Genomic DNA, 26,428 nt, shown 5'->3' on the forward strand with positions numbered 1-26,428 from the left:
TCAGAGCTTCACGCAGACGTTTCGCGTCTCGGTGTAAAAGTCGAGCGAGTGCACCCCGCCTTCTCGCCCAATGCCGGATTGCTTGGCACCGCCGAAAGGCGTACGCAGATCACGCAGAAACCAGCTGTTGACCCAGGTAATCCCGACATCTACGCGCGCCGCCACGCGGTGCGCACGTGCCAGATCCCGTGTCCAGATCGCGGTAGCCAAGCCGTACTCGGTGTCGTTGGCCAAGTTGATGACTTCGTCTTCAGTATCAAATGGGCGTACATGGCAGCATGGGCCGAAGATTTCTCCCTTGATGACCGTCGCCGTCTCCGCCAACCCCGTCCATATGGTTGGCTGAATCCATGCCCCATCCTTGAGCTCCGCCGGCATATCGGGCACACCACCTCCCGTAACAATGGTGGCCCCTTCCGCTTTCGCTTTCTCGTAATAAGACAAAACCTTTGCGCGATGCTCTTGGCTAATCAACGGACCATAGTTCGAGGCGTGGTCTTCGGGGCGCCCGTATCTGACGGCCTCCGCCTTTTCTTTCAGTGCCTGAACGAACCTTTCGAAGATGGGCCGTTCGACGTAAACTCGCTCGGTGCCGAGGCAGACCTGACCGGTATTGAGAAACGAGGAGCGGAAGATGCCGTCTAGTGCAGCATCGAAGTCACAGTCGGCGAAGACGATGCCGGCATTCTTACCGCCGAGTTCGAACGACACGTCTCGCATGCCATTGGAAGCCGCTTTCATGATCGCGGCCCCGGTACGTGTCTCACCGGTGAACGTGATGGCGTCGACCTCCGGAGTCTCTGTCAAGAACTGACCGGCCGAGTCGGGACCGAAACCATGTACCACGTTATAGACACCCTTCGGGACACCGACGGTGTTCATCACTTCGCCGAGAAGCGACGCGGTCAAGGGAGTCTCCTCGGAAGGTTTGACAACGACCGTGTTTCCGCAGGCAAGCGCCGGGCCAACTTTCCAGGTCATCAGAAGAAACGGGGCATTCCAGGGGCAGATAACCCCAATGACTCCCTTCGGCTTACGAATCGTATAGTTCAATGCACCCCGCCCATCAGGCGTGGCCATCTCGAAGGACTCTCCCGGAACGTTCTTCACGACGTCTGCAAACACCTTGAAATTGGCGGCACCGCGTGGAATGAAGGCATTCGCCATCACATGATGCGGCTGCCCTGTGTCGGCCATTTCCGCCTCGACAAAATCGTCGAACCGTCGCGTGATCTCATCGGCGACCGCGTACAGCAGCTCTGTGCGCCGGTCCATCGTCAGTGCTCCCCATTCGCCGAGCAGCGCGTCGCGGGCCGACCGGACAGCGGCATTCACCTCGTTTCGCCCGGCTTCCGCGACCTGCGCGATAACGCGGTTATCGAGCGGGGATCGCTTCTCGAAAAATTTCTGGTCAGCCGCAACTGCAAACTCGCCGTTGATGAAATTCTTGATTAGTTGCATGAGATTTCCGTTACTCGTTCGGCTGAAATGGGACGGGGTGTTTCGCCATTCACGCTATCGGCACCGAGTCCTCTGACCGGGGTTGCTTACAAGCTAAGGCGGTGTGTTTGCAACCCTTGTTTGCTCACAACTACACGTCGGTTGAATGGAGTCTAGGGAGCCATCCCGATACCGTCAAATACCTTTAAAGCTACGATCCAATACCTTTTTTGCATCGACTTAGCGTCAGAACGGTATTCGCATTCTTCACGCACCGCATGAAGATTGACCAGGAACTCCGCGTCGGTACATTCATGCCGCCGTCTCGTCTACGGCCGACGATGCGGCGGCGCGGCCGGCGCGGCCGGCGCTCGGCTGCCCCCGCTACGCGGCTTTCAAGCGTTTCTCGTTGTCGATGAGGCGCTTGAGCGACCGTCGTACCTTCACCGCCGCAACGTCGTTCGACATGAGTACGGGATTGAGGTCGAACAGGTCGCTCATGCCCATTTCCTCTTGGACGGACCGAATGATTTGCCCGTCCTCGTTTTCAAAAGCCTCATGCATCGCCTTGATTTTGATGGCGTTATATTCCGCGTCCTCGACGTTGTGGTTGCGCCGGGTGGCAAAGAAATAGTGCGTGCTGAACCGCGATTCTGGCGTCATGGTATGGAGGTCATACTGGCCGATGCACTCGTCGAATGACTTTTCCCCCTGCACCGCACCGACAGACAACTGGATATTGGCCGGCTGCGTCCAGGAGACGGTGGTGTAATGCCTCGCTTCTTCGGTGGGCTGCGGAAGGAAGTTTGCAAAAATCAGCAGTGGCGGTGTTTGCTTCCATTCCCACCGTGCATTAACCGAACGCTCCGTTTCTTGAACTTGGGGAACCAACGGTGACAGTTGCCCCCGCGTCGTAATGATCTCGCCATGGACGTGATCGATGTGGCTGAGGTCCATGACGTTGTCGAGGATCAGCTCGTAGTTGACCGGCATACGCATGTAGGTGTAGCCCGCGCCGTTGGGATGCCCGCGATCAAGTTCGCTGAAATCGGGAAGCAAGCCGATGTCGGCCGGCTGGTCCCCCATCCATATCCACAAAAAGCCGTACTTCTCCATCAACGGAAAGTTTTTGACTTGCGCGGCTTTTGGGATATGGCCATTGCCGTGAGGATTGTGGGTACACTTGCCGGAGCAGTCGAATCGAAGCGCGTGATACGGACAAGAAATCTCGTCACCCTGCCGTTTGCCCAGATGCAAGGGCGCGAACCGGTGGGGGCAGCGGTCATGCATGGCGACCGGCGTACCGTCCTGCTTGCGGTACAACAAAATCGACGTGTCGAGAATCTTGCGATGGAACAATGCCTCGGGGCCGACCTCCGTCGATAGCGCAGCGGCGTACCAGGCATTCAACAGATAGGGGGTGTTCGTTTCCATGTCTCATTCACTCTCTTTTCTCATTACAGGCGTCGCTGAGCGATGGCCCCGCGTACGGTCTCCGGCCTCGCCGTTACAGATCTAACGTGGCTAAAAGTCGATCACCAGCCGATACGACTTGGCCCGCGAACAACACGGCGTGAACTGGTCATTGGCGGCTCGCTCCGCGTCGCTGAAATAAACGTCGCGGTGATCTGGTTCGCCCTCCAGCACACGCATGACGCAAGTCCCGCAGACGCCCTGCTCACAGGACACCGGTACGTCGATACCCTGGGCAGCCAGCGCCTGGACGACGGTTTTGTCGGCGGCCACCGAAACGACACACCCGGTCTGGGCCAGCATGACTTCGAACGCGCGATCGTGGGATGTGTCGGCCGGCGCACCCGCGAAATACTCGAAGTGGATGCACTCTTCGGCCCACCCTGCGGCCTGGGCGGCCTGAATGACGTGATCCATGAATCCCCCGGGCCCGCAGACGTAGAGATGCGTGTCCCGCGCCGGTTCGTTCAGGACCTGCCGCACATCGAAGCGCTGCCCGGCATCGCCATCATCGTGATGAAAATGGACGCGGCTCGCGAAAGCGGAGACCCCGATCCGTTGAGCGAACGCTGTGCGCGCGACGGACCGGGTGCAGTAGTGCATCTTGAAAGAGGCACCCGAACGCGTTAGCTGCTCGGCCATGCTCAGCAGCGGCGTCACGCCGATGCCGCCGGCGATCAGGATCGAGTGCCGCGCGGGGACCAGCGCAAAGTGGTTGCGCGGTGCACTGATGCGCACCTCATCGCCTTGCTTCAGATCGCCATGCGCGCTGCGCGAGCCGCCGCGGCCGTTGGGTTCGAGCAGTACGGCGATCTCGTAGCGATCACACTCCTGCGGGGCATTGCACAACGAGTATTGGCGGATCGCGCCATTGGGCAAGGCGATGTCGATGTGTGAACCCGCGGTGAAGGCCGGAAGCCGTTCCCCGGATGCCGGCCGAAATTCGAAGTGCATCACGCCTTCCGCGATGGCCTCCTTTTTTGACACCATGACGTCAATCCCATCGCTCATGGCTGTCCTTTGCCCGTTCATTTGAGTTGTCTCCAAGATGTTTTTTTGCGCTCTCCGAGGCTGCTTTCCAAGGCAGCCGCCTCAAGCGCCGCGCTCAAGCTGCATCATTGCCTCGATACCTGCGGTGGCGCATTGAATGTCATCTTCTTCGGAAGCGCCCGATACGCCAATGGCGCCGATGAGCGATCCATCGAATCGGATCGGGACTCCGCCGCCAATCGTTACTAGCCTGGGCCGCAGTTGCAAGCACGCCTTGACTGCTGGCGGCTGGCTCTCCAGCACTTGCGCAAGGTGGGCTGTTGGCATGGAGAAGCCAGCGGCACAATAAGCTTTATCGATCGCGATCTCGATCGAGTGCAGGAAGGCGCCTGGTGCGCGCAAAAATGCCACCAGGTTCCCGGAAGCGTCGACGATGGCAACGTTGATACGGATACCAATACGTTCGGCCGTTTGCATGGCGCCACGCACCGCCTCGGATGCCGCCCGCCAATCGATGATGTGTTGTGTAACGTAAATGCTCATGTCGTGTTTCCAAAACTCCAGTAGCGGTCCCAGTCCGTGCGCTCGCACTCCTTGCTTGCCCGGAAGTTTCACCTCGGGTGAATTGAGTCTATGGAGCCACCCTAATACCGTCAAATACCTTTCACACCGCGCTTCGATACTTTTTTTGCATGGCCTTAACGACAGGAATTTGTCTGTTTCCGCAGTGCCATCGCGCTCGAAATGGGACCAGCGCTGTGATCAGGTTGTGCTCTGCATCCCAGGAAGCCTAGGCGGGCGATCGTCGAGTACGGCCGACCACTTTGATCGAAAGGTCGGCGGCAGGAAAAACACAGCATGCCAACAGCCGATTGCACCGTTCGTCGTCCTCGCTCACTTGGCGGCGACTCATTACCTTGGTCGTAAACGAACCCGTAAGAATCTCCACTTTGCAAACGCCGCATCCTCCTCCGCGGCAGCCGATCGGCACCTCGTGATTATTTGTTTTCACCACCGCGGCCAAGAGTGATTCACCCGGTCTGCATCGAAAGACGCGTCCGGTATCTACCACTTCGACCGTGTGATAAGCAGCCCCCGCAAGCGTTGTATCGGGGGCGATCCGAATGTCATTTGGCATGTCTGCTGTCCTCATAAACGTGCGCACGGCATGAATCGCCCCATGGCGCGAAAGAAAAACAATAGAAATCGACGATAGGGCACAGATCGCATAGCAGGGATGAATCTTGCGACAAAGCGTTGAATGGATGACATAGCGCCACTTCTTTACGCCGCTTCGGCGAGGAGGCCATCGGCCGCGTCGCACTGGCGAATCAGATCCCGAATTCGAGGATAGATGTCGCTGCGCCAACGCCGGCCTGAGAATATCCCGTAGTGCCCGCATCCGGGAACGCTCAGATGATGCTTGCGCTCGACCGCAATGCTTTCGCACAATTCATGGGCGGCCATGGTCTGGCCCACGCCGCAGATATCGTCCGCTTCACCTTCCACGGTGATCAGCGTCGTGAATTCGATGTCTTGCGGGCGCACGTTCTGACCGTGTACCCGCCAGACTCCGCGGGGCAGACAGAACTCCTGAAAAACGGTTTGCACGGTTTCCAGATAGTACTCGGCCGTCATGTCCAGCACGGCGTTGTACTCATCGTAGAAGCGCCGATGTGCCTCTGCCGCCTCGACGTTACCCGCCGACATGTCACCGTAATAGTTCAGATGAGATTTCAGGTGACGGTCGGGATTCATCGCCACAAAACTCGCGAGTTGGAGGAAGCCCGGATACACCTGGCGTCCTGCGCCCGGATAATTGCCCGGCACCGTGTGGATCAGATTCCTCGCGAACCACGCCAGCGGATTGCCGACTGCCAGCTCATTGACGCGCGTGGGGCTGCGGCGCGCGTCAATCGGGCCGCCCATCAGGGTCATGCTCCGAGGCGTCGGCTCGCCATCGCTTGCCATCAGCGAAATCGCGGCGAGCACCGGCGCCGTGGACTGGCAAACTGACACCACATGGACTTCCGGCCCCAGGAAGTCGATGCATTCGCGCACATAGTTGACGTAGTCGTCCAGATGAAACTCGCCCTTGGAACGCGGAACGCTCCTGGCATCGCGCCAATCGGTGATGTACACGTTGAAATCCGGCAGCATCGCCCGCACTGTGTCGCGCAGCAATGTGGCGTGGTGGCCGGACAGCGGCGCCACGACCAGCACCACTGGATCGCGGCGCCCGATGGCGCGCTCGAAATGCAGTAAGCGGCAAAACGGCTTGTCGAGCACCACGCGTTCGGCAACCCCGATCGGCTTGCCGTTGATCACGGTTTCCGTCAGACCGAATTCCGGCTTGGGATAGCGTTGGCATAGCCGCACCAGGAGTTCGCAGCCGGCGGCCATCTGCCGGGTGAGAGGCGTCCCGGACAACGGGTTATAGGGACTTGCAAGGAGCCCGGCGGTCGCCTGAATCCAAGGCAGGAACGGCGACCACGTCGCGCTTTGCAGTTCGTTCAGCTCGTACAACATAAGTCCCTCTAACAATGACCGCGACAGGAACCGCATCAATCCGAAACACTGCGTCATGGCAAATTCCGCCGACGCCACCGTCGTTACCCGCGCACCCTCTTCCCCACGGAAAGTCGCCTCACGGCACTACGCCGCCTGGACGATCGGGATCTGCGTGGACGCCTCTTCCTTGAGGAACTTTTCGAGGACCCACAACATCTTTCCAGGGCCGGCGTCGTGAACGATGTCCACCATCTTTCTGTCCGTGCGCTCCTTGATGTTCTGGTGTTGCGCTTCGAGCATCTCCCTGTCTTCAAGAAAGGCGGCATTGATCGCCTCGTAGAGCATGTCGCTCATGCCAGGCCCGTCAGTCGCGACACTGGATCCCCACGAATAGTAGTAGTCCACAGAATCTGCGTCGCGTGGCGTGATCGCCTGACAGGAATAGCTATCGAGAACCAGTTGTCCGTCGGAGGGGCCATCCGTCGCGGTACCGGCTGTCCAAACCTGAAAATGCAGAATGAAATTGCACGGCAACGTCATGTCGACGTCGAAACTCAGATCGAACAATGCACCGGGGGGAAACATGTGCTGAGCGAACACCGGGGCCGGCACCCCACGCACCCAGAACGTCGATCTGACACCGCGCGGCGTCATGACGTGCTTGATTTTGTTTCTCGTATACGCGTCCGTTCCGCCGAAGGTATTGCGGTGCACCCAAGTAAGGTGGCTCAGGTCCATCAAATTGGCAATTTCAAGGCGGTAGTTGGCGTTGACCCGGACCTGCGACGTTTTGATATTCCAATTTTTATCGCCCGGCCCCACGGAAAAGCAGATGAGGCTCGGGTCTGCCTTGGCGGGGTCCCCCATCCATACCCAGATCCAGTTATCTTTTTCGACCACTGGATACGTGCGTACGCAGGCCTTCTCAGGGATATGGTCCTGCCCGGGGATTTCGGTGCACTTACCATCCGGACCGAATTTCATGCCGTGGTACATGCAGCGAATCGAGTCGCCCTCCTTCTGCCCGAGATGCAGTGCCGCCTGCCGATGGCAGCACCGGTCCTCCATCGCGACCACCCCGCCGTCAGGCTTGCGGTACAGCACGATTGGCTCATCGGCAATACGGCGCGCCAGAATCGCATGCTTGCCTTGGCTAAGCTCGTAGTCCCAGCCCGCACAGTACCAGCAGTTTTTTACAAACATTGATGTCTCCTTATGGATGCCCGCCGCTTTTCAGAGGCTTGAGTTTGGGTCACGCTTTCCGCGATGCAATTGAAGTGTATGGAGGCGACTTGTTCCGGGCACCCTCCTTTTCGGAGGGTCGGTCTTAGTGCAAACCACTAGCCATCGCGCCCGGCACGCAGCTTCTGCGCGTTACTGGTCGCCGCGCTCAGAAGTAAGGTCAGCCTGGGCCAGTTCCGATCGGCTTGGTTGCCTTGGCCCGCGCACCGATTTCCATGGCCCGCGTCAGGCTGGCGGGCGTGCCGGCAATGGCCCAATAGCGCGGTGGAATAGGCCAACATCCGCCGCGCACCAGGCTGCCGTCGGCGTGGAGAAGCTTCACCACCAAGTCCGTGAACCCGGTGAGCAGCCGATGGCATTCGTCCAGCGGACGTCCCTCGAGCACCAGAAAGTGAAAGTACGGTGCCGGCGCACCGCCGAGACTCAAAAGCTTGCCCGCCACCGCCACATGCTGAGGTTGGTAAAACTGCGCAAACACGCGCACTCGTTCGATGGGACTATTGAGCACCTCTGCGTAGAGGTGGCTGGAAGCGACGAGCAGTTCGGCGATTTGCGCGTCGGCGTAATGGCCTTCGGCCAAGTGGTATTCGAGGATGGGCATCTTGACTGCGGCGATCCGGGGTGGCGGGGTGGACGAAAGCGGGAAGGATCAGGGCAGGGCCTTGCGACGGCCGGCATCCATGAACAGTGTGCCGCCGGCCAAGGCATCGGCCTGAGGTGCAAGCAGCGTGACCATGGCCCAGGCGATCTGCTCCACCGTCGTAAATGCGCCGATGGCGGACTCGGCCCGCATCTGGCGCAATACCGCTTCAGCGCTAGTGCCGTCGCGCGAGCCACGATCGGCGGCAACACGACGCAAGCGCTCGGTATCGGCCGGCCCCGGTGCCACCAGATGGGCGGTGACGCCACGCTCGCCGTACGCCCAGGAAAGCTGACGCACCAGGTTCGCCAATGCCGCATTGGCAACGCCGGCCGTGGCCGCGTAGGCGCTGGGCTCAAATCCATAGTGACCGCCGATGGCCACCAAGCGAGCACCTTTCACGAGGTGGCCGTCCACCGCCCGCACCAGGCGCAGCATGCCGCCCACCTTGATGTTCACAGACTCCACCACCGTCGCGGTGGGCGCGGTCAATACCCCGCCCGCCGTGGCCACGCCGGCGCCTTGCACCACCATGCGCACGGGTGCATCCAGCGACGCGCGGATCACGTCGGTGGCACTGTCGTCAGCGATATCGGCCACGCAAGCGTGCACGCCCGGTGTCGAGCTAACCAGCGACCGCAAGGCATCCGCCGTGCGCGCCACGGCCACCACCTTCAGACCGCTTGACGCCAGTCGCCGGGTGATCGCAGTGCCCATTGCACCGGTGCTCCCCACGACGACGGCGATCTCCCTTTGGCACATCCCTTCCTCCTCAGGCCGCACGGACCGCGGCATTCACTTCGTTCTCTGAAGCCGAAGTCTAGGAAGCCCGACTTCATACGTCTAATACCTTTGGCACGAACCGCCCATACGTCTAAGGTATTGGCTACGTGTCGTGCCAAGGCCCGGCGTACCCGGGCGACTGAGGCCGCTCCGAACGGCACCCGGTCATCAACGCGCGACGATGGAAACGGGTGTATGGAGGGACTGAGGCGGGAGATTGGAGGGGTGGTTGCGGTATAGCCGGGATCTTGACTCGCGTGCGCCGGGAGCATGGACGCTCAACGAGCCTCTCACGCTTCGTTCGTGGGCTTGCAGGTCTTCAGCCGATAAATCAGTTGCGCCCGGGTGAGACCCAGAAGTCTGGCCGCGGCTGACTGATTGCCGTGCGTGTGTGACATCGCGCTCCGGATCAGTGCGGCTTCCACTTCGTCGAGCGGCAGGGTGCTCGGTACCACGATGACTTCGTTGCACTAGCCGGGAGGCACCGGAAATCTACGTATGCGGCGACCCTCTCGCATGAGCCCGAGGATAGCGACTGGACTGGCGCTCGCGGCTTCGTGCATGATGCCGCCAGAACCCATTTCGGCAATGACTTCCGCGGGCACAAGGCTTATCTGTGTGGACCGCCTGCGATGATCGACGCCTGTATCACGACGTTGATGCAAGGCCGCTTGTTTGAGCGCGACATTTACACGAGAAGTTTTTCTCGGCGGCCGACGTTGAGCTGGTGCGGAGTCCGCTGTTCAAGGTCATCTGAGCAGCGCAGACCTGCTATCGGCGGACCTAACCGAAATGTCATGTCGGTGCCAATGCCCCGCAAAGGCATTGGCACCCTCTTTTCGATACAAAAATAGTATCGAGATGCAGTATATTGAGAAACACGAATGGTTCTCGATGCGGCGTTTTGTGCCTCTTGCTGCTCGCCAACGAGATTTCCACACGCCACCTTTTCTACACCCCGCGGACGCCCGAGATGGATTTTCGTCAGATTAAATATTTCATCGCAGTTGCAGAGCAGCTGAACTTTGGACGGGCCGCGCTGACTCTCAATATTTCCCAGCCCCCGCTGACTAGACAGATCCAGCAACTGGAAGAAGAGATGGGCGTGCATCTTTTCATCCGAACGCCCAAAGGTGTCGAACTCACGCAAGCCGGCGAATTGTTCCTTCAAGAAGCGCTGAATATTCGCTCATTGTTGGAACAGGCCACTGAGCGCACACAGCGTGCCGGCCAGGGACGACTCGGGCGGATCGATGTCGGCATCTTCGGATCGGGCGTTCTCGGCACGATTCCCAAGCTTATCCTCCAGTTCAGAAACGCGTATCCGGAAGTCAACGTTGTGCTCCATACGATGACGAAGGGCGAGCAAATCGAAGCGCTCCGACAGCGCAGGATTACGGTGGGGTTTAATCGGCTGCTGGAGCCATTGCCGGATATCGAGACCCAATTGGTCCGGAACGAACGACTGCTGGTGGCCGTCAACGAATCGCATCCACTGGCGCGAGAGGACGCTATTCCTTTTCGCGAGCTGAAGAACCATCCGATGATCCTATTTCCGAGCGGCATGCGCCCTAACTTTATCGATAGGGTGATGGACCTCTGCCGGCGCGAAGGTTTTCTGCCGAAAGTGTCTCAGGAAGTCGGCGACGCGGTGACTGGCGTTGCATTGGTCGCCAGTGGCTTCGGAATTTGCCTGGTCCCCGAGTCGGCCACCACCCTTAGGTTTCCCGGTGTCGTGTACCGGCCCTTCAAGAACGCCCCACAGGCCACGGTTGATCTCAGTTGCATCTATCGCCGCGATGACAGATCGCCGTTATTGATGGCATTTCTGGAAGTCGTCAAATCCGTTAGAGATGAGGCCGAAGAAGATAGACAGTTATGAACTGTTCTGATGCTCGTGCGGCGTTCTTGAGCCCGGGGATCAGCCTTATCGTGAATTGCCAATGCGATGCGCTCAAATGGTGCAACAGGCCCAACGACAAAATAAGGAGAATTGGTGGATACGCTTCAGGCGCCCCTCGTTACGGTAGGTACAAAGCTGCGTCCTCCCAAACAGAGGCGGAACCTGCTGCGCCGGGATCGATTGATGCGCGACGAAATCGAGCCCAATCTCAATCGGCGCCTGCTGCTGGTTTCAGCGCCGGCGGGCTATGGCAAAACCAGTATCCTGGCCCAGTGCTTCGATCTGCTATCGACGCAAAGGCGGCATGTCGCCTGGATCAGCGTGGATCCCGAGGATAACGATATCGTCCGGTTTGTCGCGCACGTCACGGAAGCCATCCGACGTTCCGGTGTGTCGATTGACCAAGATCCGAAAAGCATACTTCATGCGGGTATCATCCCTGGTCTGATACCCTCCCCCGCAGCGCTCAAGGCCGAGATGCTGAATGAGCTGGCCCGTCTACGTGGCGACCTGTTTCTTTTTCTCGATGATTTTCACCTGATCGAGGAGCGTGGCATTTCCGATCTCGTCGGCGCCCTCCTGCTTGCACCCCTCGAAAAGCTTCACGTCGTTGTCGCCGCGCGCGGACAGCCGAAGCTACCGGTCGCGCGTCTGCGCGCACTCGGGGATATCCACGAAATAGAAGCCCAGGCTCTTGCATTCTCCAGCGAAGAAACCAGTGCTTTCGTCCAGTCCGCCGGCGGCGTCACACTATCCCCTTCCCAAACCGAGCAACTGCGCAAGCGGACCGAGGGCTGGGCTGCCAGCTTACAGATGGCCGCGATCGCGATGCGATGCGCTGATGATGTAGAGGCCTTTCTACGACAGTTCACCGGCGCAGACCGCAGCGTCGCCGACTTTCTCATTGAAGAGGTCCTGAAATACCAGTCGGACGATATTCAGCGTTTCCTACTCGCAACCTCCATCCTCGACCGGTTCAACGCGGATCTGGCCAATGCGGTGCTCGAATGCCCAGATAGCCGACTGTTCATCGATCGTATCGAGTCCCTGAACCTGTTCATCTTCTCGTTGGATCGTGAACGTAACTGGTATCGCTATCACCATCTCTTTTCAGATCTATTGCGCAGACGGCTCAACGATCGACAGCCCGATCTCGCGGTCGGCTACCATCGCCGCGCTTGTGACTGGCTGGCGGCGCATGACCTTCCTACCGACGCGATCGAGCATGCCTTTGCGATCAAGGACGTCGTGCGCGCGGGGGCACTGATCGATGCAGCGAGTACAGGGCTCTTCGCCAGCGGTCAAACCACCACACTGCAAGCGCACGCCGATCGCCTGCCGGCCGCGCTTCTCAAGACGTTACCGCGGCTACAACTGGAAATGGCTTGGGAAAACATGATTCGTTGGCGCTTCGATGACGCCCGGGAAGCGCTGAATGACGTCCGCGTCCATGTCACCAAACGGGCAGCGGACGCTCAGGAAATGCCTCGCAAGCCGGAGCCTGATGCGGAGAAAGAGTCCCTGTCGGTCATACTGGCGCATCGTGACATCATGCTCGCTGCGCTCAGCGATGATCTTGAACGTGCGGTTTCGTTGGGCTTTGCATGGGCGACAGGGTCCGCAACCGACGACCCGTTCATGAATGCCTCCGTGGAAGTTGCCATGATCATGTGCCGCCGGGAAACCTTCTCATGTGATCGGGTCCTGGCAGAAGCGGAGGCCATCAGGCAGCAACTTGTCGAAGGTCGTGCGATCTACGGAACGGTTTTCCTTGACACTGTCGTCGGCAATACGTTCTTCATGCGCGGCGAGCTTGGCCCCGCAGCCCAGTCGCTGGCACAGGCCAGGAACGTTGCAATACACATCCATGGCGAACAATCGACGCTTGCCGCCATGCCATCGGCCCAACTGGCACAAGTCCTGTATGAAGAAAACCGTTTGACCGAAGCGCGTCGACTGATCGATGAGTGCCGCGAACTCTCGCTTGAGTTTGGCCTCGTCGACTCGGTCATCGCCCGGCAGCTAACCTCCGCCCGCCTGGCCTATGCCGACGGGGACCCGGGAACTGCGCATCGTGCCCTTGATATCGCTACCGGTATCGCAGACCGGTATGCCATGCAGCGTCTGCATGCGCACGTATTTGCAGAGCGTGTCAGGCTCCTTATTGCGGAAGGTCTTTCGCGGGACGCGGAGCGACTCAAAGATGATGCGCGTTATCGGGGCGCACTGCAGTCCATTGCACCCACGGGCGATGTCAACACCACACGGGAGTGTTTCGCAATCGCGGCCGCGCGTTTGGCTTGTGAGCGAGGTGAAGTTGGCCAGGCGATCGCGTCAATGCGCCGGTGGTTGAACTGGACACGCGACAGGCACTGTCTCCGGTCCAGCATTCGCCTGGCTATCTTGCTGGCCCATTTTTATGTCCGCAACGGTGAGTCTCTCGCCGCTCGCCGAAGCCTCATCGAGGCATTGCACTGGGGCGCGGACGGAGGATTCATTCGCAGCTTCACGGACGAAGGAACAGCAATCTCGGCGCTGCTGGAGGAACTTGCGAGGACGCCTTCCGAGTCAGACGTTTATTCGCGAGACTATGTGAAGCTTTTACTGCGTTCGTTCGGTGGCCGCGCTGAAAACGATTTAGTGTTGCCTCTGCCCGTACCAGATCGGCTTGAAGAGAGCGCGAGTCTTTCCGAGCGCGAGATCGAGATCATTCGGTTGACAGCGAATAGTCTGGCGACACAAGAAATAGCGGATGCGCTGGGTCTGGCGGAGAGTACGGTGAAATGGTACTGGCGCCGGATTTTTGAAAAGCTTGGCGTGCACCGCCGGGCGGTAGCGGTCAGACTTGCCCGTCAGCGCGGTCTGATTTGATTCCAGCGCCGCCCGTCAATGCAGGGTCGCTGCGATCAGCGAAGGCGTGTGGCGGTTAAGCTCCGCTTTTGATTTGCGTCTTGCCGAACTGAAAACGCGCACGATAGGCGCCAGGGGACAAACCAATGCGCCCCTTGAAAAGACGCGAGAAAGAGCTGCTGTCGATGTAACCAACGCGGCTCGCGATGTCCTCCACGCCCAGGCCAGTGCCTTCCAGCATCGCCCGCGCGGTATCTATGCGCAGATTCTGCAGGTATGTCAGGGGCGATTCCCCTAATGCCGCGTTGAACCGCCGGATGAGCGTTCTCTCGCTTACCGCAAGCCTGGTCGCCAACTGTGGCACTCGCAGGGGCTCCGATAAGTGATCGATGAGCCAGTGCTGCGCCCGCCTGACCAGCGCATCCGAGTGTTCTTTCTCGGAAATCAGGGGCAAATAGGGTGTTTGGCTCGTCTGGCTAATGTCAATCAGCATGGTCTTGGCGCACCGCGACGCGATGGCAGCACCGGAGAACCGTTCCACCACGCGTATCGCCTGGAGCAAATATGACGCCGACGCGCCTGCGCAGATCAGCCTGTCCGCCTCGGTGATTACCGGATCTGGCCGCAGGTCCACGAGTGGATAGCGTGAACGGAACTGTTGCTCTAGCCACCATGTGGTGGTCGCCACGCGGCCATCCAGAAGGCCCGTCTCCGCCAGAGCGAATGTGCCCGTGCAGTTTGCCGCGAGCCATGCGCCGCGTTGCCACTCCGACTTTAGCCACTCGTACACATGGGCATGGGCCCCAAGAAAGCGCTCGAACACTTTACGGCCACCGTAGTGAAGGCTGGGAATGAAGATCAGGTCAAACGGGCGATCCGCGACTTCATCGCGCACCGCGATCGGGAGGCCGTTGCTCGCCACCACGGGCTTTCCGGAGAGCGAAACAAACCGCCATTCAAAATAAGCGCTTGCGGGAGCACGTTGCTTACGCAAATGTGCATTGGCCACCTGCAGCACGTCTGCAAAGCCAGCAAGGCTTGATGCGTAGCAGCCATCCAGGGCGAGAATCGCGGCGAAAGGCATATTGACGGAAGCCGCACGTAAAGATTTATTTTTGTCACGATAGCAGCCGCACCCCAACCTGTAAATCGGCGCTTACTCGTGATGCAATTGGCGCGCTCCTCCGGCCGTCCGACCAAACTCCCCCGTGGGCCTTAAGTCGTCGAGATCGTCGAGTGGGTCAGAAGCGTGGCGCCTCGGCTGAACCGGCTGGTGTCCTTGTGCTCGGGCAGCTTCTTCCTGGACGAAGCGGGTTTGCTTGACGGCAAGCGCGCCACGACCCATTGGAGCGTATCCGAACGGCTCAGCCGGCGTTATCCCGGCATCACCGTCGCACCCGATGCGATCTTCATCAAGGAGGGCGCTATCTGGACATCCGCGGGCGTCACCGCCGCCATCGACCTGGCGCTGGCGCTGGTGGAGGAAGATCTCGGCCGCGACCTCGCCCTGGCAGTCGCGCGCGACCTGGTCGTTTATCTGAAGCGCCCCGGCGGACAATCACAGTTCAGCATGCATCTGGCCAGCCAGATGACCAATCATCCGACCATTCGAGGCGTGCAGGACTGGATTCTCCAGCACCTCACTGACAAGCTCGCGACACCGGACCTGGCCAAACATGCCTCGATGAGCACGCGTAATTTCACGCGCATGTTTTCCGCTGCGACGGGCTATAGCCCGGCGGCCTTCATCGAGGTGGCCCGCTTCGAACTGGCCCAGCGTCTGCTGGGAGATGCCGAACTGCCGCTCAAGTCCATCGCGGCCAGCTGCGGCTTCACGTCGGACGATCAACTGCGGCGGATGTTCCAGCGGCGCCTCGGCATCACGCCACGCGCTTACCGTGAGCGCTTCTCGACCACAGGTGTGGGAGCCGCACAGCCGGTGCCCTTGACGCCGGGCACATGAAGCGGACGGCCCCGAGCCCGCCAGCTTAAGCCGCGGCGGGAATCCCCGGCATCGGAATGAACCCGGGCAGCCGCTTCACGCGTTCGATCCACTTGAGGATGTTGGGATACGGGCTCAGATCGATGCCGCCCTCGCTCGCCATTGCGGTGTACGGGAAACACGCGATGTCGCCGATCGTCGGGTGGCCCAGCTCAAGCCAGTCACGTTCGGCCAAATGATCGTCCATGATCTTGAACACCCGGTTGGCGCCCGCGTGCAGCTTCTCGAGATCGAGCGGATAGTTCAGTATCTTGACCAGACGCGCGCCGGCTGCGTTCATCACTTCGCCGCCGCCCGTCGAGAGCCATTGCTGGATGCGCCCCATCGCTTCCGCGTCGTCGGGATACCATTGGTTCGACTTGTCGTATTTCCTGGCGAGATACACCATGATCGCCTGGGCGTCGCGCAAACGCACATGGCCGTCCTCGAAAATGGGGATCTCGCCAAACGGATTCAGGCGCGTGTATTTTTCGGTCTTGTGCTCCTTGTTGACGAAATCCACGTTCACGGCTTCGCATTCGAGGCCGAGACTGTTCATCAGCAACCGGATCTTGTAGCAGCTGCCTGACAGTTCAAAATCGTAAAGCTTGATCATTACAGGAGTCTCCTCTTGGGGTGATGCGATGGAAATGACGAACTTCTGGCGGGCAATAATCGATAATCGTCGGTGTCGCGGATCTCAATCTTGCCCATACAGAATGCGACTGTGAAACGCGAGATGGTCCTCGACGAACGTCGAGATGAAGTAGTAACCGTGGTCGTAGCGCGCATGGCGGCGCAGCGTCAGCGGCTGTTTCGCGCGGCGGCAGGCGGCTTCGAAGGCTTCCGGGCAGAGCTGCTCGGCCAGGAACTGATCGTGCAGCCCCTGATCGATCAGGATCCCGGCCGGGAACGGCGTTTCCATCCCCGTCATCAACTCGCTGGCGTCATAGTGGCGCCACGCTTCGCGGTCCTCGCCCAGATAGCCACTGAACGCTTTCTGGCCCCACGGGCACTGCATCGGAGCGGCGATCGGCGCGAATGCTGACACCGAGCGGAACCGCGCCGGATTGCGTAGCGCCAGGACCAACGCGCCGTGCCCGCCCATCGAGTGGCCAAAGATGCCGACATGGCCGCTGCGGATCGAAAGTTCCTCCAGCACCAGGTCATACAGCTCGCGCGCGACGTAGCTGTACATGCGGTAGTGCTCGCGCCATGGCGTCTGGGTTGCGTCGAGGTAGAAGCCGGCACCGGCGCCGAAATCCCAGGCGTCTGTCTCGCCCGACAGATTCGCGCCGCGAGGACTCGTGTCGGGCGCGATGAGCGCCAAGCCATGCTCGGCGGCAAAGCGCTGCGCGCCGGCGTTCACCATGAAGGTTTCTTCGGTGCAGGTCAGCCCCGCGAGGTAAAAGAGCGCTGGCACTGGCCGCTCGAATGCCTGCGGCGGCAGGTAGACCGAAAAGCGCATCGGCAAACCAATCTCGGGCGAGTCGTGCCGGTAGAAGCGCTGCACCCCGCGAAAGCAGGCGTGTTCGCTGATGAGTTCGAGCATGGCGACGTCCTCAGTACACCACTACCGAGCGGATCGATTCGCCCGCCTTCATCAGGTCGAACCCTTCGTTGATGCGCGCGAGCGGCAGGGTGTGGGTGATCAAATCGTCGATATTGAGCTTGCCCTCCATGTACCAGTCGACGATCTTCGGCACGTCGGTACGTCCGCGCGCGCCACCAAAAGCCGAGCCTTTCCACTCGCGCCCGGTCACCAGTTGGAATGGCCGTGTACTGATCTCCGCCCCCGCCTCGGCCACGCCGATGATGATCGACTTGCCCCATCCCTTGTGGCAGCATTCGAGCGCCTGGCGCATCACCTTGGTGTTGCCGATGCATTCGAAGCTGTAGTCGGCGCCACCATCGGTGAGCCCGATGATGTGGTCGACCACGTTCTCGACCTGGCTCGGGTTGACGAAGTGCGTCATGCCGAACTTGCGGGCCAACGCTTCGCGCTCCGGGTTGAGGTCCACGCCAATGATCTTGTCAACCCCGACCATGCGGGCACCCTGGATCACATTCAAACCGATTCCGCCCAGACCGAATACCACCACGTTGGCGCCGGCCTCCACCTTGGCCGTGAAGATCACCGCGCCCACGCCGGTGGTCACGCCACAGCCGATGTAGCAGACCTTGTCGAACGGGGCGTCCTCGCGGATCTTCGCCAGCGCGATCTCCGGCACGACAATATGATTGGCAAAGGTCGACGTGCCCATGTAATGAAGGATCGGCTTGCCGTCGAGAGAGAAGCGCGAGGTGCCGTCGGGCATCAGGCCCTTGCCCTGGGTTGAGCGAATGGCCTGGCACAGGTTGGTCTTGCGCGAGAGGCAAAACTTGCATTGGCGGCATTCGGGGGTGTAGAGGGGGATAACGTGGTCGCCCTTCTTGAGGCTGCTCACCCCCGGACCGACGTCGACCACGATGCCGGCGCCCTCGTGGCCAAGGATGGCCGGGAAGGCGCCTTCCGGGTCGGCACCCGAGAGCGTGTAGTAGTCGGTGTGGCAGATGCCGGTGGCCTTCACCTCGACCAGCACTTCGCCATCGCGCGGGCCTTGCAGGTCCACCATCTCAATCGTCAGCGGGGCACCCGCTTGCCATGCCACGGCGGCTCTGGTTTTCATCGTACAAGTCTCCTCAAAGAGAATCACGTTCTCGACGCGACACTGACTTGGATTATTGCCTCGTACGAGGAGCCCACAAACCGCCTCATGCCATATTGGCCCAAGAACGCGGAGACTTGTCCCAATTTAACGGTTCAGGTGGATATCCAGGAAATCCCATCAAAGGCCATGTCGAGGTTGTCGCTTCCGGGCCAGCCGCCTACGCGAGGACAATCCGCCGCAACGCAAGCGTTTCGTCATAGTTGCGCAATGACGGCATGGGTAGCAAGGATCGCGAGTCGAGTGTGGCAAGCGCTTGATACCACTCGTTCAGAATTCCGTGTCGCTCGGCATCATCTAGATAGGGAATGTGATATCCGAAGAAGGGTTCCAGCACGTCAAAGCCCACGTATCCCAACGTGCCTTGCAACAACGGCCGCAACATTGCAACCAAATCGCCATGTATGCCGCCCTCGCTGACCATGTGGGGCCGACCTCCAAGCGTCGCGCAAACGAGTGCCTTCTTCCCGGTCATGCCGCCGTGATCGTAGATCCGCCGTCCGCCATAGAAGGCGCCGGACACGAACACGCGATCGATCCACCCTTTCAAAATCGCAGGCACTGAAAACCAGAAGATCGGAAAAGTCAGCAGCAACAGATCGCAGCTCCGCACCTTGTCGATTTCCGTGAGGATGTCTTTCGACAGCGTGTCGTCTTTCACGCCGTTTCGCTGTTCGAGCGCATAGACGAGATAGTCCGGATTCTGACGACTGTCAAAATCCCCCGCACTGGCTACCGCGTTGAAATTGAGCGCGTAAAGGTCGGACACCTCGACCGTATGGCCGGCTGTCGTCAATGTATCGACGGCAGCGTTCTTGAGCGCGGCGGTAAATGATTTCGGCTCCGGATGGGCGTGGACGATCAGGATATTCACTTGAGATCCTCTGAACTGAAACAATCGGTGGCGCCGAATGCGACCGGACGTGGGAGGACGCAAAAAGCCTGCAGGCGAACGGCGTAACCGCGAGTCTACGGTTGCCGACAGCCCGGGTACAGTGGCGAAACTGACACTTTATCTGCGGATACCGCCAATCTGGCTTTGTTTAGTGAAATGAAGGCTGATCCATTCGCCAGGGGCTTCACTCTGCCGTAGATTGGAGTCGCAAGCTGCTCAGCGCGGTGACAAACGCCACGCCTGCGGCAAGGATGAGGCTGGTGCGCAAGCCGACCACGAACGTGTGCGACTGCGCGAGCAACGTGCCGAATACTGCCACCGCAAGCGCGCCCCCATCTGACGGCTTGTATTGAAGACGCCACTCGCCGTGCCGGCCAGCGATGCGAGCACGCTATTGAGTAGCACCCCCGTGACTGGTGGCGCCACAAGTGGTCCCGCGATGCCCGCGAGTAGCTGAGGGAATACGCTGACTCATGACACACCTCCGTCGGAGTTGTTTCGTGCCAGCCCTGATTATGGGACTGAGGGAGGGGCGGACCATACATTTTTGCCAGCACATCCTGCAGCATAGCCTTGTCCAGAGACAGATCCGCTACGAGCCGCTTGAGCTTAGCGTTTTCTACGTCCAGCTACTTCATGCGCCGTACTTCCGACGGCGACAGACCGCCAAACTTCGTCTGCCAGTTATAGAACGTGGCGTCGCTGATGCCCATCTTGCGGCACACCTCGGCTACCGGTGTGCCAAGCTTCGCCTGCTTGAGGGCGTACGCGATCTGCTCGTCGGTGTATTTGCTCCTCTTCACGGCATGACCTCCTGGTCGTCGAGTCAACATCATGCCGAAATTTTCCAGTTTCAACCGGTACTGTTTTGTCGGCTAGGGTCACTTGGACTGCTGCCGGGATCGTGATCACTGGCGAATACATTTTTTGATGCTCAAAACTAGCAGCAACGCGCTGACGCGCTTTTCCGCCGAGCTGGCCAATGCCGGCGACTTTGCCGTGCTGCAGCCGGGCCTGTTCGCGGGCACCGGTTTCAGCTATGGCCTGACAGCAATGGCAAACCCTCCACCCTCCCGCCCCCTGGGCACATCAGACACAGCCCTTCATCTCCCCGTTCTTCCCCTCCAGCCACTGCCACCACGACTTGCATCCACAAGACTCGATGAGATGCTGAGCCTGCCCTGTGTCTTCGATGCGGATGCCCAGGCAGGTGCCGGTCGTTCTCTGCGCTGTCCAGCCACATGGCGGCAAATCGCCCGCCACCTGCCTAATCTGACATCCACAGCCCCTCGGCCACGCAATCGCGCGTGATGCCTCACCGTCTTCGATGGCCTCGTTCTTCATTTCAGGAGCGCTTTGTGATGAACCGGCAACCGAGCTTATGGCAGATATTTCTCGATGAACTGCGCCAGAGCCTGCGCGACTACCTCCGGCCCCTGATGGCTGCGATCCGGTGGGCACGTCGCCGGCGCCGCAAGTGAGACCCTGCGGCCCTCCCCCGCCCCCGCGGATTCCATTCCCTTGGCCTGGGGACGACCGAGGCACATCACAAAACCGAACGGCCGGCAGGTCGTCCGGCGGGCCCAAGGCCGCGTTACCGTCCCCATTGACGCCGCCATACCGACGGAAGTCCCCCCATAGGCCTGGCATCGAAGATGCGGACGTGGCTCGGACTCCCATGAGTGCATTGAAGCCGCAACTATCCCCACATCCGCCTCCCGAAGCCCACTTGCATCGGCGCAATCGGGTTGGACACTGAACCTCAGGAAGCGCGGTTCTGCCAAGGCCGCGCCCCGTCGACCACAACAACGCCGAGGTCCCTATGAAACAGCGTTACTCCCGCTCCCTCCAGCGCATTCGCCTTCTCGCGGTACTGGCCAGCCTGACTGCCGTGCTCACCCAACTACCCGGCCTGGCTCACGCCGGCGCTCTCCAGAACGGCACCGTGCTGGGTGCGACCTTCGTCGCGGCCGCGCTCATCTGGCTGCCCAACCCTCGCGTGCGCGGCTGGACCTGGGTCGCCTTCTTCGTGCTTTGCCTGGGCCTGGTGCCCCTGGGTTACGAGCGGTCTCTGTTCAGCATTCCCGCGGTACTGGTACTGACCGCCGCCGGCATCAGGCTCTGGCACCTGCATCGCACTGCAATCGTTCCATCCATGGAGATCGCTGGCGCCCAAGTCTGGATACCGCTGGCCATCAAGATCAGCCCCTCGGTACCGTCAGCCACGCCAGCCGCAGCGCCCGCACCGACAGTGCCTGCAGTACCGGTAGCGCCTTCGGCGTCCGTCGTGCCCAGGACCCCAGTCGCCCCCGTGGCTCCTGCGGTCCCTGTCCCGCCGCCGCCTGCCCCGGCACCTCGCCCCCAACGGGCCGCACAGCCCGCTGCGCCGGGGTACGACTTCAGCGACAACGTGCGCGAAGCCCGCTACACCTTCGCCGACGTCGTCGGCATGACCGAGACCAAGAAACGCCTGTTCTGCGCCGCGCAAGACATCATCGAGGCTCAGGTCCGGCCACGTAACGGGATCCTGCTCTTCGGTGAGCCGGGCAACGGCAAGACCCTGTTTGCCGAGGCCCTGGCGGGTCAGCTTGGCGTGCCCTTCCTCGCGATTGCCTATGGCGATACCGCCTCCAAGTGGGTCAACGAAACACCCCAGAAGGTCAAGGCGGTCTTTGCTGCGGCGCGCAAGGTCGGCACCTGCGTCCTCTTTGTCGATGAGATCGACTCGTTCATCAAGGCCCGCGACGGCGGGGCGCACGCGATGGACCGGGATCTGACCAATGTCATGCTCACCGAGATCGTCGCCCTGCGCGGTTCGCGGGTCATCCTGGTGGCGGCCACCAATGCGCTGGACGCGCTGGATGGAGCCGGCAAGCGCGACGGCCGGTTCGACTTCAAGATTGAAATCCCGGCCCCGGATCTCACAGCCCGCGTGGCGCTGCTCGACCGCGCGATTGGGGACGAACTGGGGGCAGACTTCATCGACCGGTCGGCCATCCAGGCGCTCGCGGGCCGGTGGGAGGGGTTCAGTGCGGCCCGCCTGTCTGCCCTGGGAGGCCAGTTGCGTGAGCTGCGCCGGGATGGGGGATTCAGCGGACCGGTCACGTTTGACATCGGTATGCAGGCGATGCGCCTGCTGCAGGGCCGCCGGGGGCAACTGCCGGAAGACGTCAAGGCGATCGCGGACATCATCATGCCCGAAGCCTCCCGCGATCTGCTGCGGGATCTGGCATTCAGGATGGAGCAGGTCGAGCGGCTGGAGCAGTTGGGGGCGAGCCTTCCCCGGGGGCTCATCTTTACCGGCCCGCCGGGCACCGGCAAGACGCAGGCGGCGATGGCACTGGCCAAGGCGAGCGGCTGGGCGTTTCTCCAGCTCACCGGCGCGCAGATCATCGCCGAGCCGCGCTCCTGGGACAAGCTTTACCGGGAAGCGTGCGACATCCGGCCAGCGATCGTGTTCATCGACGAGGCGGACGGTATCCTGCAAGACCGGCGGCATACGAACTACGGGATGTTGACCGAGAAGATCCTTGCGACCATGGACGGCGCCGGGGGCCGCATGCGGGACGTGATGTTCATTGCCGCGACCAATTACTACGATCGCATCGACACGGCCGCCCTACGGGGTGGGCGCTTCGAAGAGAAAGTCATCTTCGACGTGCCGGGGCCCAAAGCGATGGCAGGCTATGTGCGCGGGGCCCTCAGGAAGAAGCTGGGCAATCGTTGGCGGGTGCAGCCCGAGGCGGTCGGCCTGCTGATCAATAAAGTGACGGGGCGCTCGATTGCCGATGCCGACGCGATCCTCGACAAGACGCTTGGGGTGGCGGCGCTGCGTCGCATTCGGGACCGTACGACCGATATTCGGGTGGCGGATGTGGAGGCGGCCGTGCGGGCGGTGCTGGGGGAATGATGCTGTGTCGGGCAAGGCGATTGGCTTGGTGGAGCCACTGGTTGTAATCACGCATCCGACGATAGCCGGTCAGTTCAGCATCCTTGACGGACATTTACGAGTCGAAGCGCTAACGGACCTTGGAGTCGAGCGCGCTCGATGCATCATCGTCAAGGACGACGAAGCCTATACCTACAATAAGCGCGTGAATCGCCTTGCAGTGATCCAGGAGCATCGGATGATCGTGCTGGCAGCAGAGAGGGGGGTCTCGGCAGAGAGACTGGGTGCCGCGCTTGGAATATCTGCTGCCGCTATTCGAAGTCGATTCAAAATGTTGGATGGAATCTGCGGCGAGGCGGTCGCCATTCTTGCGGAGAAGCAAGTGCCAAGAAGTGTGTTTCCCATCCTGTGGCAGATGCAGGCATTTCGTCAGATCGACGTTGCCCAGGCAATGGTAAGCCTCGGAAATTTCTCGACTAAACTGGCTCTGGCCATGCTCGAGACGACGGCTCCCGATCAGCTGCAGGCCGGTACTAAACGTACCGGCGTCAAGAGCGAAGCGGCCGACGTAATTCAGCGGTTGGAGCGAGAGCTAGCAGCATTACAGACCGATACGCGCTTACTGGAGGATAACTACGGCCCTGACAATTTGAAGCTCGTAGTCGTCAAAACGTACATAGCTAACTTGCTGAACAATGCCCGAGTCGTGCGCTGGTTGGCACAATTTCATGCAGACTATCTTCAGCGACTTCAGCGAATTGCCGAGATCAAAGACATTCCCGGGGCGGATGCTCGTATGGGATAGTCGGCTTTGCCTATCCGGTCGCCCGTGTTCGGCCGTAGCAGCCCGTGGACGGCGCTGCCCTTGAGCGGATCAAGGGACAAATGCGCGACTCGCTAGTCTACGGTGGGAGGGGCTGGCAACGGCATCCAATGGCTCACCTGGACAGGGAAGTCCGAGACACTTCGGTCGGCGCTTCTACAGCTAATAGTCCAGATGCCTCTATCGCGCCAGTAAGTCGCGATATCGATGAAGGCCGGCTCCCCGTCTCTCAATAGTGATGGATCGTTCACAGTCACCAAAACCACTACACACGAGCAACCCGAGGAGGGTTTGGGCAGACGCTCATTCGCGGATATCCAATCGTCTTGTCGCATTGGTCTTCGCCTCCCCGGATCTCACGCAGTACGGTGGTCAGCACCCATATGATCCGTTGATCGTAGCATGGTGGGAGAAGAATCCGTTATCGGCAATTGAGATGGGCGGTTACATGGCACAACTGCGGATATACTTGACCGAGTCCCCGCCGAAAGGGGCTCATGTAGTTCGGGGGCTTGCCAATATTCCCTGACCGCAGCGAGGTGCCGAATGAAGACGCTAATCAAGTTGGAGCTCAAGGAAAGCGATGGGAAGGTAGAACTCAAGTTCGACACCGGTTCCGGAGCCCCTTTGAACTCGGAAAACCTCACCAAAATTATCAACATCCTCGGCAACCTGCGCCAGCAATTCAAGCCGTCAGTGTCAGAAGTGCCGCCTAAAATCGGCGACCAAGTACCCTCTGTTATCGCTCCGTTTTGGCAGGTCTCCCCTGAGCCATTAGTCGGCGGAGCGCTCATCCAGTTTAGGCATCCAGCGTTTGGTTGGCTTGGCTTCGGCGTTCCAAACGACAGCCTGAAACACTTAGCCGAGGGCCTTGCACGAATTATTCCCGTGGTAGATGAAGCGGAACGTTCGCGCTCCATGAACTGACACACGAACACCTCAGGCGATCGACCGCCAGCGAATTTTCAACAGAATAGGCCAATAGCCGCCGTCCACGAACGACAATAACTGAACCAACGCAGCTGCTCGCGTCAGAGAGTCGTGGGGGCGCCCCCTGGGTGTCGACGTTCGTGCCCGCTAACATTGCCGGAAGTTGTTCGCCTTGCATGCCGCGCGTCCCTGAGCGGCGTCGAGGTAATTCGCGACCGCAAGACAACATTCAATTTTGCGATCTCGCGCCAATTGCTGGTTGAAATCTGATAGCCTTTCGACAATTAGTCAGGAATATTGAGCAACATCCCTCCTCGCACCCCTCCGCTTCGGCCACTTACAGCGAGGAAGGATTGGCCCGCCACGTTGGCGGGCTTCTTTTATGGGCGGACTGAGATGCGCGTTTCATAAGCCTTCTATCAAACATATGTTTGGGTAATCCGCTCACTCGATTGATTCCTATACTTTCGATTCACGCCGTACTCGAGATTCTGCCCCTTTGATACGGTATTCAGCCCGCCGATGTGCGCGGGCTTTTTTTGTGGGGCCGGTAGTGCCCGTGCTGTCACGCTTCGAATTGCTCAAAATTCGAGATGTTGAAAGCTCGGAATATTGGCCGATTGACTTGTTGTTCGCCCCCTCATTACCTAGCATTGGGATAAACCCCGAGGGGGGGGGGGGACTTATGAAGATCGCAGAAACGCTCGTCCCGTTTATTCGAGGCATCTTTCCTGCCGCTTCTGAATTCGCCGACAGAGGCGACGGTCGTGTGCTCATCTATTGGCCGGAACCTTTCGTGGGTCGAGCGCCAGGTCGGTGTCCGGCGATCGAAATCTACCTGGATCATCGGTTAGCGTTCGCGATCGAGCATGCGACGCAGACCGAAATGAACTTGCTCATCGGCCCGCTGATCGCGGTCAAGCTGCACAAACAGCTTGAGAGTTTTCAACCTGTAAACCGTGAACAACACCCGTTCAGCTTCGAACTCACCTTTAACTCGCTCAGGAAGTCCACACACAGCGCTGTGCGTGCGCGACACAGCTTGGAATGATCTGGCTGTGTATCGCATTCCGATTCATCAAAGCGATGGGAGCTGCCGTGTCGCCACAACAGTACAAGGGATACACCGTTTGGGGGTTCGCCAAGGGTCTCCCCGACGGCCATTTCGATTCGTCCGGTAGTGTTTCGAAAGACCATCTTCTGATCGGGGCAAGTGACGATCTCGGTACCTATCCCACGTTCGAGTCCGCCACACAGCGGGGAATCGACTGGGCGAAAGCGTGGGTTGACCGTCATGGGGTCGCGTTTTAGTCGCGCCAGCGGTCATATCTATGTCGACCCAGCCCATTATCAACACGACAACGCGAAGA

General features: G+C 60.0%; 23 protein-coding genes and 3 pseudogenes. 8 read left to right on the forward strand and 18 right to left on the reverse strand.

Translation table 11 applies throughout. The features are described 5' to 3' along the window. The 10 genes from PTE30175_RS09080 to PTE30175_RS09125 all read right to left on the reverse strand — a co-directional run bounded on the left by PTE30175_RS09080 (position 1) and on the right by PTE30175_RS09125 (position 9,477). Positions 1-1,461 carry a 2-hydroxymuconic semialdehyde dehydrogenase gene (locus PTE30175_RS09080; RefSeq protein ID WP_150696743.1) on the reverse strand — a complete coding sequence of 487 codons (1,461 nt, stop codon included), beginning with the start codon at positions 1,459-1,461 and terminating at the stop codon, positions 1-3. 363 nt (positions 1,462-1,824) lie between these two features. Then, complete coding sequence (locus PTE30175_RS09085) at positions 1,825-2,874, reverse strand: aromatic ring-hydroxylating oxygenase subunit alpha (RefSeq protein ID WP_150696744.1); 1,050 nt, start codon at positions 2,872-2,874, stop codon at positions 1,825-1,827. A gap of 90 nt (positions 2,875-2,964) precedes the next feature. Next, positions 2,965-3,924, reverse strand: coding sequence for a PDR/VanB family oxidoreductase (locus PTE30175_RS09090; RefSeq protein ID WP_224788664.1), 960 nt, complete (start codon positions 3,922-3,924; stop codon positions 2,965-2,967). An 81-nt stretch (positions 3,925-4,005) separates the two neighbouring features. Then, entirely contained in the window at positions 4,006-4,446 is a 441-nt protein-coding gene (locus tag PTE30175_RS09095) for a GlcG/HbpS family heme-binding protein (protein ID WP_150696746.1), read from the reverse strand. A 247-nt stretch (positions 4,447-4,693) separates the two neighbouring features. Continuing rightward, a complete protein-coding gene (locus tag PTE30175_RS29190; protein ID WP_420819616.1) occupies positions 4,694-5,305 on the reverse strand; it encodes a 2Fe-2S iron-sulfur cluster-binding protein in 612 nt (203 codons plus the stop codon). After that, positions 5,188-6,432, reverse strand: coding sequence for a polyhydroxyalkanoate depolymerase (locus PTE30175_RS09105; RefSeq protein ID WP_150696748.1), 1,245 nt, complete (start codon positions 6,430-6,432; stop codon positions 5,188-5,190). The genes PTE30175_RS29190 and PTE30175_RS09105 overlap by 118 nt, the downstream gene beginning before the upstream one ends. A 126-nt stretch (positions 6,433-6,558) precedes the next feature. Further along, positions 6,559-7,617 carry an aromatic ring-hydroxylating oxygenase subunit alpha gene (locus tag PTE30175_RS09110; protein ID WP_150696749.1) on the reverse strand — a complete coding sequence of 353 codons (1,059 nt, stop codon included), beginning with the start codon at positions 7,615-7,617 and terminating at the stop codon, positions 6,559-6,561. A 199-nt stretch (positions 7,618-7,816) separates the two neighbouring features. After that, positions 7,817-8,257 carry a tautomerase family protein gene (locus tag PTE30175_RS09115; protein ID WP_150696750.1) on the reverse strand — a complete coding sequence of 147 codons (441 nt, stop codon included), beginning with the start codon at positions 8,255-8,257 and terminating at the stop codon, positions 7,817-7,819. Between the two features lie 48 nt (positions 8,258-8,305). Beyond that, complete coding sequence (locus PTE30175_RS09120) at positions 8,306-9,058, reverse strand: SDR family oxidoreductase (RefSeq protein WP_150696751.1); 753 nt, start codon at positions 9,056-9,058, stop codon at positions 8,306-8,308. A gap of 311 nt (positions 9,059-9,369) precedes the next feature. Continuing rightward, complete coding sequence (locus tag PTE30175_RS09125; protein WP_420819618.1) at positions 9,370-9,477, reverse strand: helix-turn-helix domain-containing protein; 108 nt, start codon at positions 9,475-9,477, stop codon at positions 9,370-9,372. A 51-nt stretch (positions 9,478-9,528) separates the two neighbouring features. Between PTE30175_RS09125 and PTE30175_RS09130 the strand changes: the two are divergent. The 3 genes and pseudogenes from PTE30175_RS09130 to PTE30175_RS09140 all read left to right on the forward strand — a co-directional run. Beyond that, positions 9,529-9,836 (forward strand): annotated as a pseudogene (locus PTE30175_RS09130) (ferredoxin reductase domain-containing protein); the annotation flags it as partial. Between the two features lie 156 nt (positions 9,837-9,992). Beyond that, positions 9,993-10,961 carry a LysR family transcriptional regulator gene (locus PTE30175_RS09135; RefSeq protein ID WP_338044421.1) on the forward strand — a complete coding sequence of 323 codons (969 nt, stop codon included), beginning with the start codon at positions 9,993-9,995 and terminating at the stop codon, positions 10,959-10,961. Positions 10,962-11,075: 114 nt separating this feature from the next. Beyond that, positions 11,076-13,853 carry a winged helix-turn-helix domain-containing protein gene (locus PTE30175_RS09140; RefSeq protein WP_150696753.1) on the forward strand — a complete coding sequence of 926 codons (2,778 nt, stop codon included), beginning with the start codon at positions 11,076-11,078 and terminating at the stop codon, positions 13,851-13,853. Positions 13,854-13,908: 55 nt separating this feature from the next. On the opposite strand, the gene PTE30175_RS09145 is transcribed toward PTE30175_RS09140, so the two are convergent. Beyond that, a complete protein-coding gene (locus tag PTE30175_RS09145) occupies positions 13,909-14,916 on the reverse strand; it encodes a GlxA family transcriptional regulator (RefSeq protein WP_150696754.1) in 1,008 nt (335 codons plus the stop codon). Positions 14,917-15,060: 144 nt separating this feature from the next. Between PTE30175_RS09145 and PTE30175_RS09150 the strand changes: the two are divergent. Continuing rightward, positions 15,061-15,795 (forward strand): annotated as a pseudogene (locus PTE30175_RS09150) (GlxA family transcriptional regulator); the annotation flags it as partial. A gap of 25 nt (positions 15,796-15,820) precedes the next feature. Here the strand turns inward: PTE30175_RS09150 and PTE30175_RS09155 are convergent. From PTE30175_RS09155 to PTE30175_RS09180, 6 genes and pseudogenes are all read right to left on the reverse strand, one after another. After that, a complete protein-coding gene (locus PTE30175_RS09155) occupies positions 15,821-16,429 on the reverse strand; it encodes a glutathione S-transferase family protein (RefSeq protein ID WP_150696756.1) in 609 nt (202 codons plus the stop codon). An 84-nt stretch (positions 16,430-16,513) separates the two neighbouring features. Next, complete coding sequence (fghA, locus tag PTE30175_RS09160) at positions 16,514-17,365, reverse strand: S-formylglutathione hydrolase (RefSeq protein ID WP_150696757.1); 852 nt, start codon at positions 17,363-17,365, stop codon at positions 16,514-16,516. 10 nt (positions 17,366-17,375) lie between these two features. Then, on the reverse strand, positions 17,376-18,482 hold the full coding sequence (locus PTE30175_RS09165; RefSeq protein WP_150696758.1) for an S-(hydroxymethyl)glutathione dehydrogenase/class III alcohol dehydrogenase: 1,107 nt from the start codon (positions 18,480-18,482) through the stop codon (positions 17,376-17,378). 199 nt (positions 18,483-18,681) lie between these two features. Next, positions 18,682-19,395 carry an NAD(P)H-dependent oxidoreductase gene (locus PTE30175_RS09170; protein WP_150696759.1) on the reverse strand — a complete coding sequence of 238 codons (714 nt, stop codon included), beginning with the start codon at positions 19,393-19,395 and terminating at the stop codon, positions 18,682-18,684. Positions 19,396-19,600: 205 nt separating this feature from the next. Next, positions 19,601-19,735 carry a hypothetical protein gene (locus PTE30175_RS28975; RefSeq protein ID WP_263596282.1) on the reverse strand — a complete coding sequence of 45 codons (135 nt, stop codon included), beginning with the start codon at positions 19,733-19,735 and terminating at the stop codon, positions 19,601-19,603. 226 nt (positions 19,736-19,961) lie between these two features. Beyond that, a pseudogene (locus PTE30175_RS09180) lies at positions 19,962-20,219 on the reverse strand (transposase); the annotation flags it as partial. A gap of 1,019 nt (positions 20,220-21,238) precedes the next feature. Here PTE30175_RS09180 and PTE30175_RS09185 point away from each other — a divergent pair. Further along, complete coding sequence (locus PTE30175_RS09185; protein ID WP_224788666.1) at positions 21,239-23,326, forward strand: AAA family ATPase; 2,088 nt, start codon at positions 21,239-21,241, stop codon at positions 23,324-23,326. A 4-nt stretch (positions 23,327-23,330) separates the two neighbouring features. After that, positions 23,331-24,110, forward strand: a complete 780-nt coding sequence (locus PTE30175_RS09190; protein ID WP_191628944.1) for a plasmid partitioning protein RepB C-terminal domain-containing protein — start codon at positions 23,331-23,333, stop codon at positions 24,108-24,110. Between the two features lie 92 nt (positions 24,111-24,202). Here PTE30175_RS09190 and PTE30175_RS29195 read toward each other — a convergent pair whose 3' ends face one another. Beyond that, complete coding sequence (locus PTE30175_RS29195) at positions 24,203-24,463, reverse strand: DUF551 domain-containing protein (RefSeq protein ID WP_150696761.1); 261 nt, start codon at positions 24,461-24,463, stop codon at positions 24,203-24,205. Between the two features lie 211 nt (positions 24,464-24,674). On the opposite strand from PTE30175_RS29195, the gene PTE30175_RS09200 reads away from it, so the two are divergent. Together PTE30175_RS09200 and PTE30175_RS09205 are read left to right on the forward strand one after the other, a co-directional pair. Then, positions 24,675-25,055 (forward strand): hypothetical protein, encoded by a 381-nt coding sequence (locus PTE30175_RS09200; protein ID WP_150696762.1) that lies wholly within the window; start codon positions 24,675-24,677, stop codon positions 25,053-25,055. 688 nt (positions 25,056-25,743) lie between these two features. Beyond that, positions 25,744-26,109, forward strand: a complete 366-nt coding sequence (locus PTE30175_RS09205; RefSeq protein ID WP_150696763.1) for a hypothetical protein — start codon at positions 25,744-25,746, stop codon at positions 26,107-26,109. The last annotated feature ends 319 nt before the right edge of the window (positions 26,110-26,428 follow it).

The organism is Pandoraea terrae (genome assembly GCF_902459695.1).
GTDB lineage: Bacteria > Pseudomonadota > Gammaproteobacteria > Burkholderiales > Burkholderiaceae > Pandoraea > Pandoraea terrae.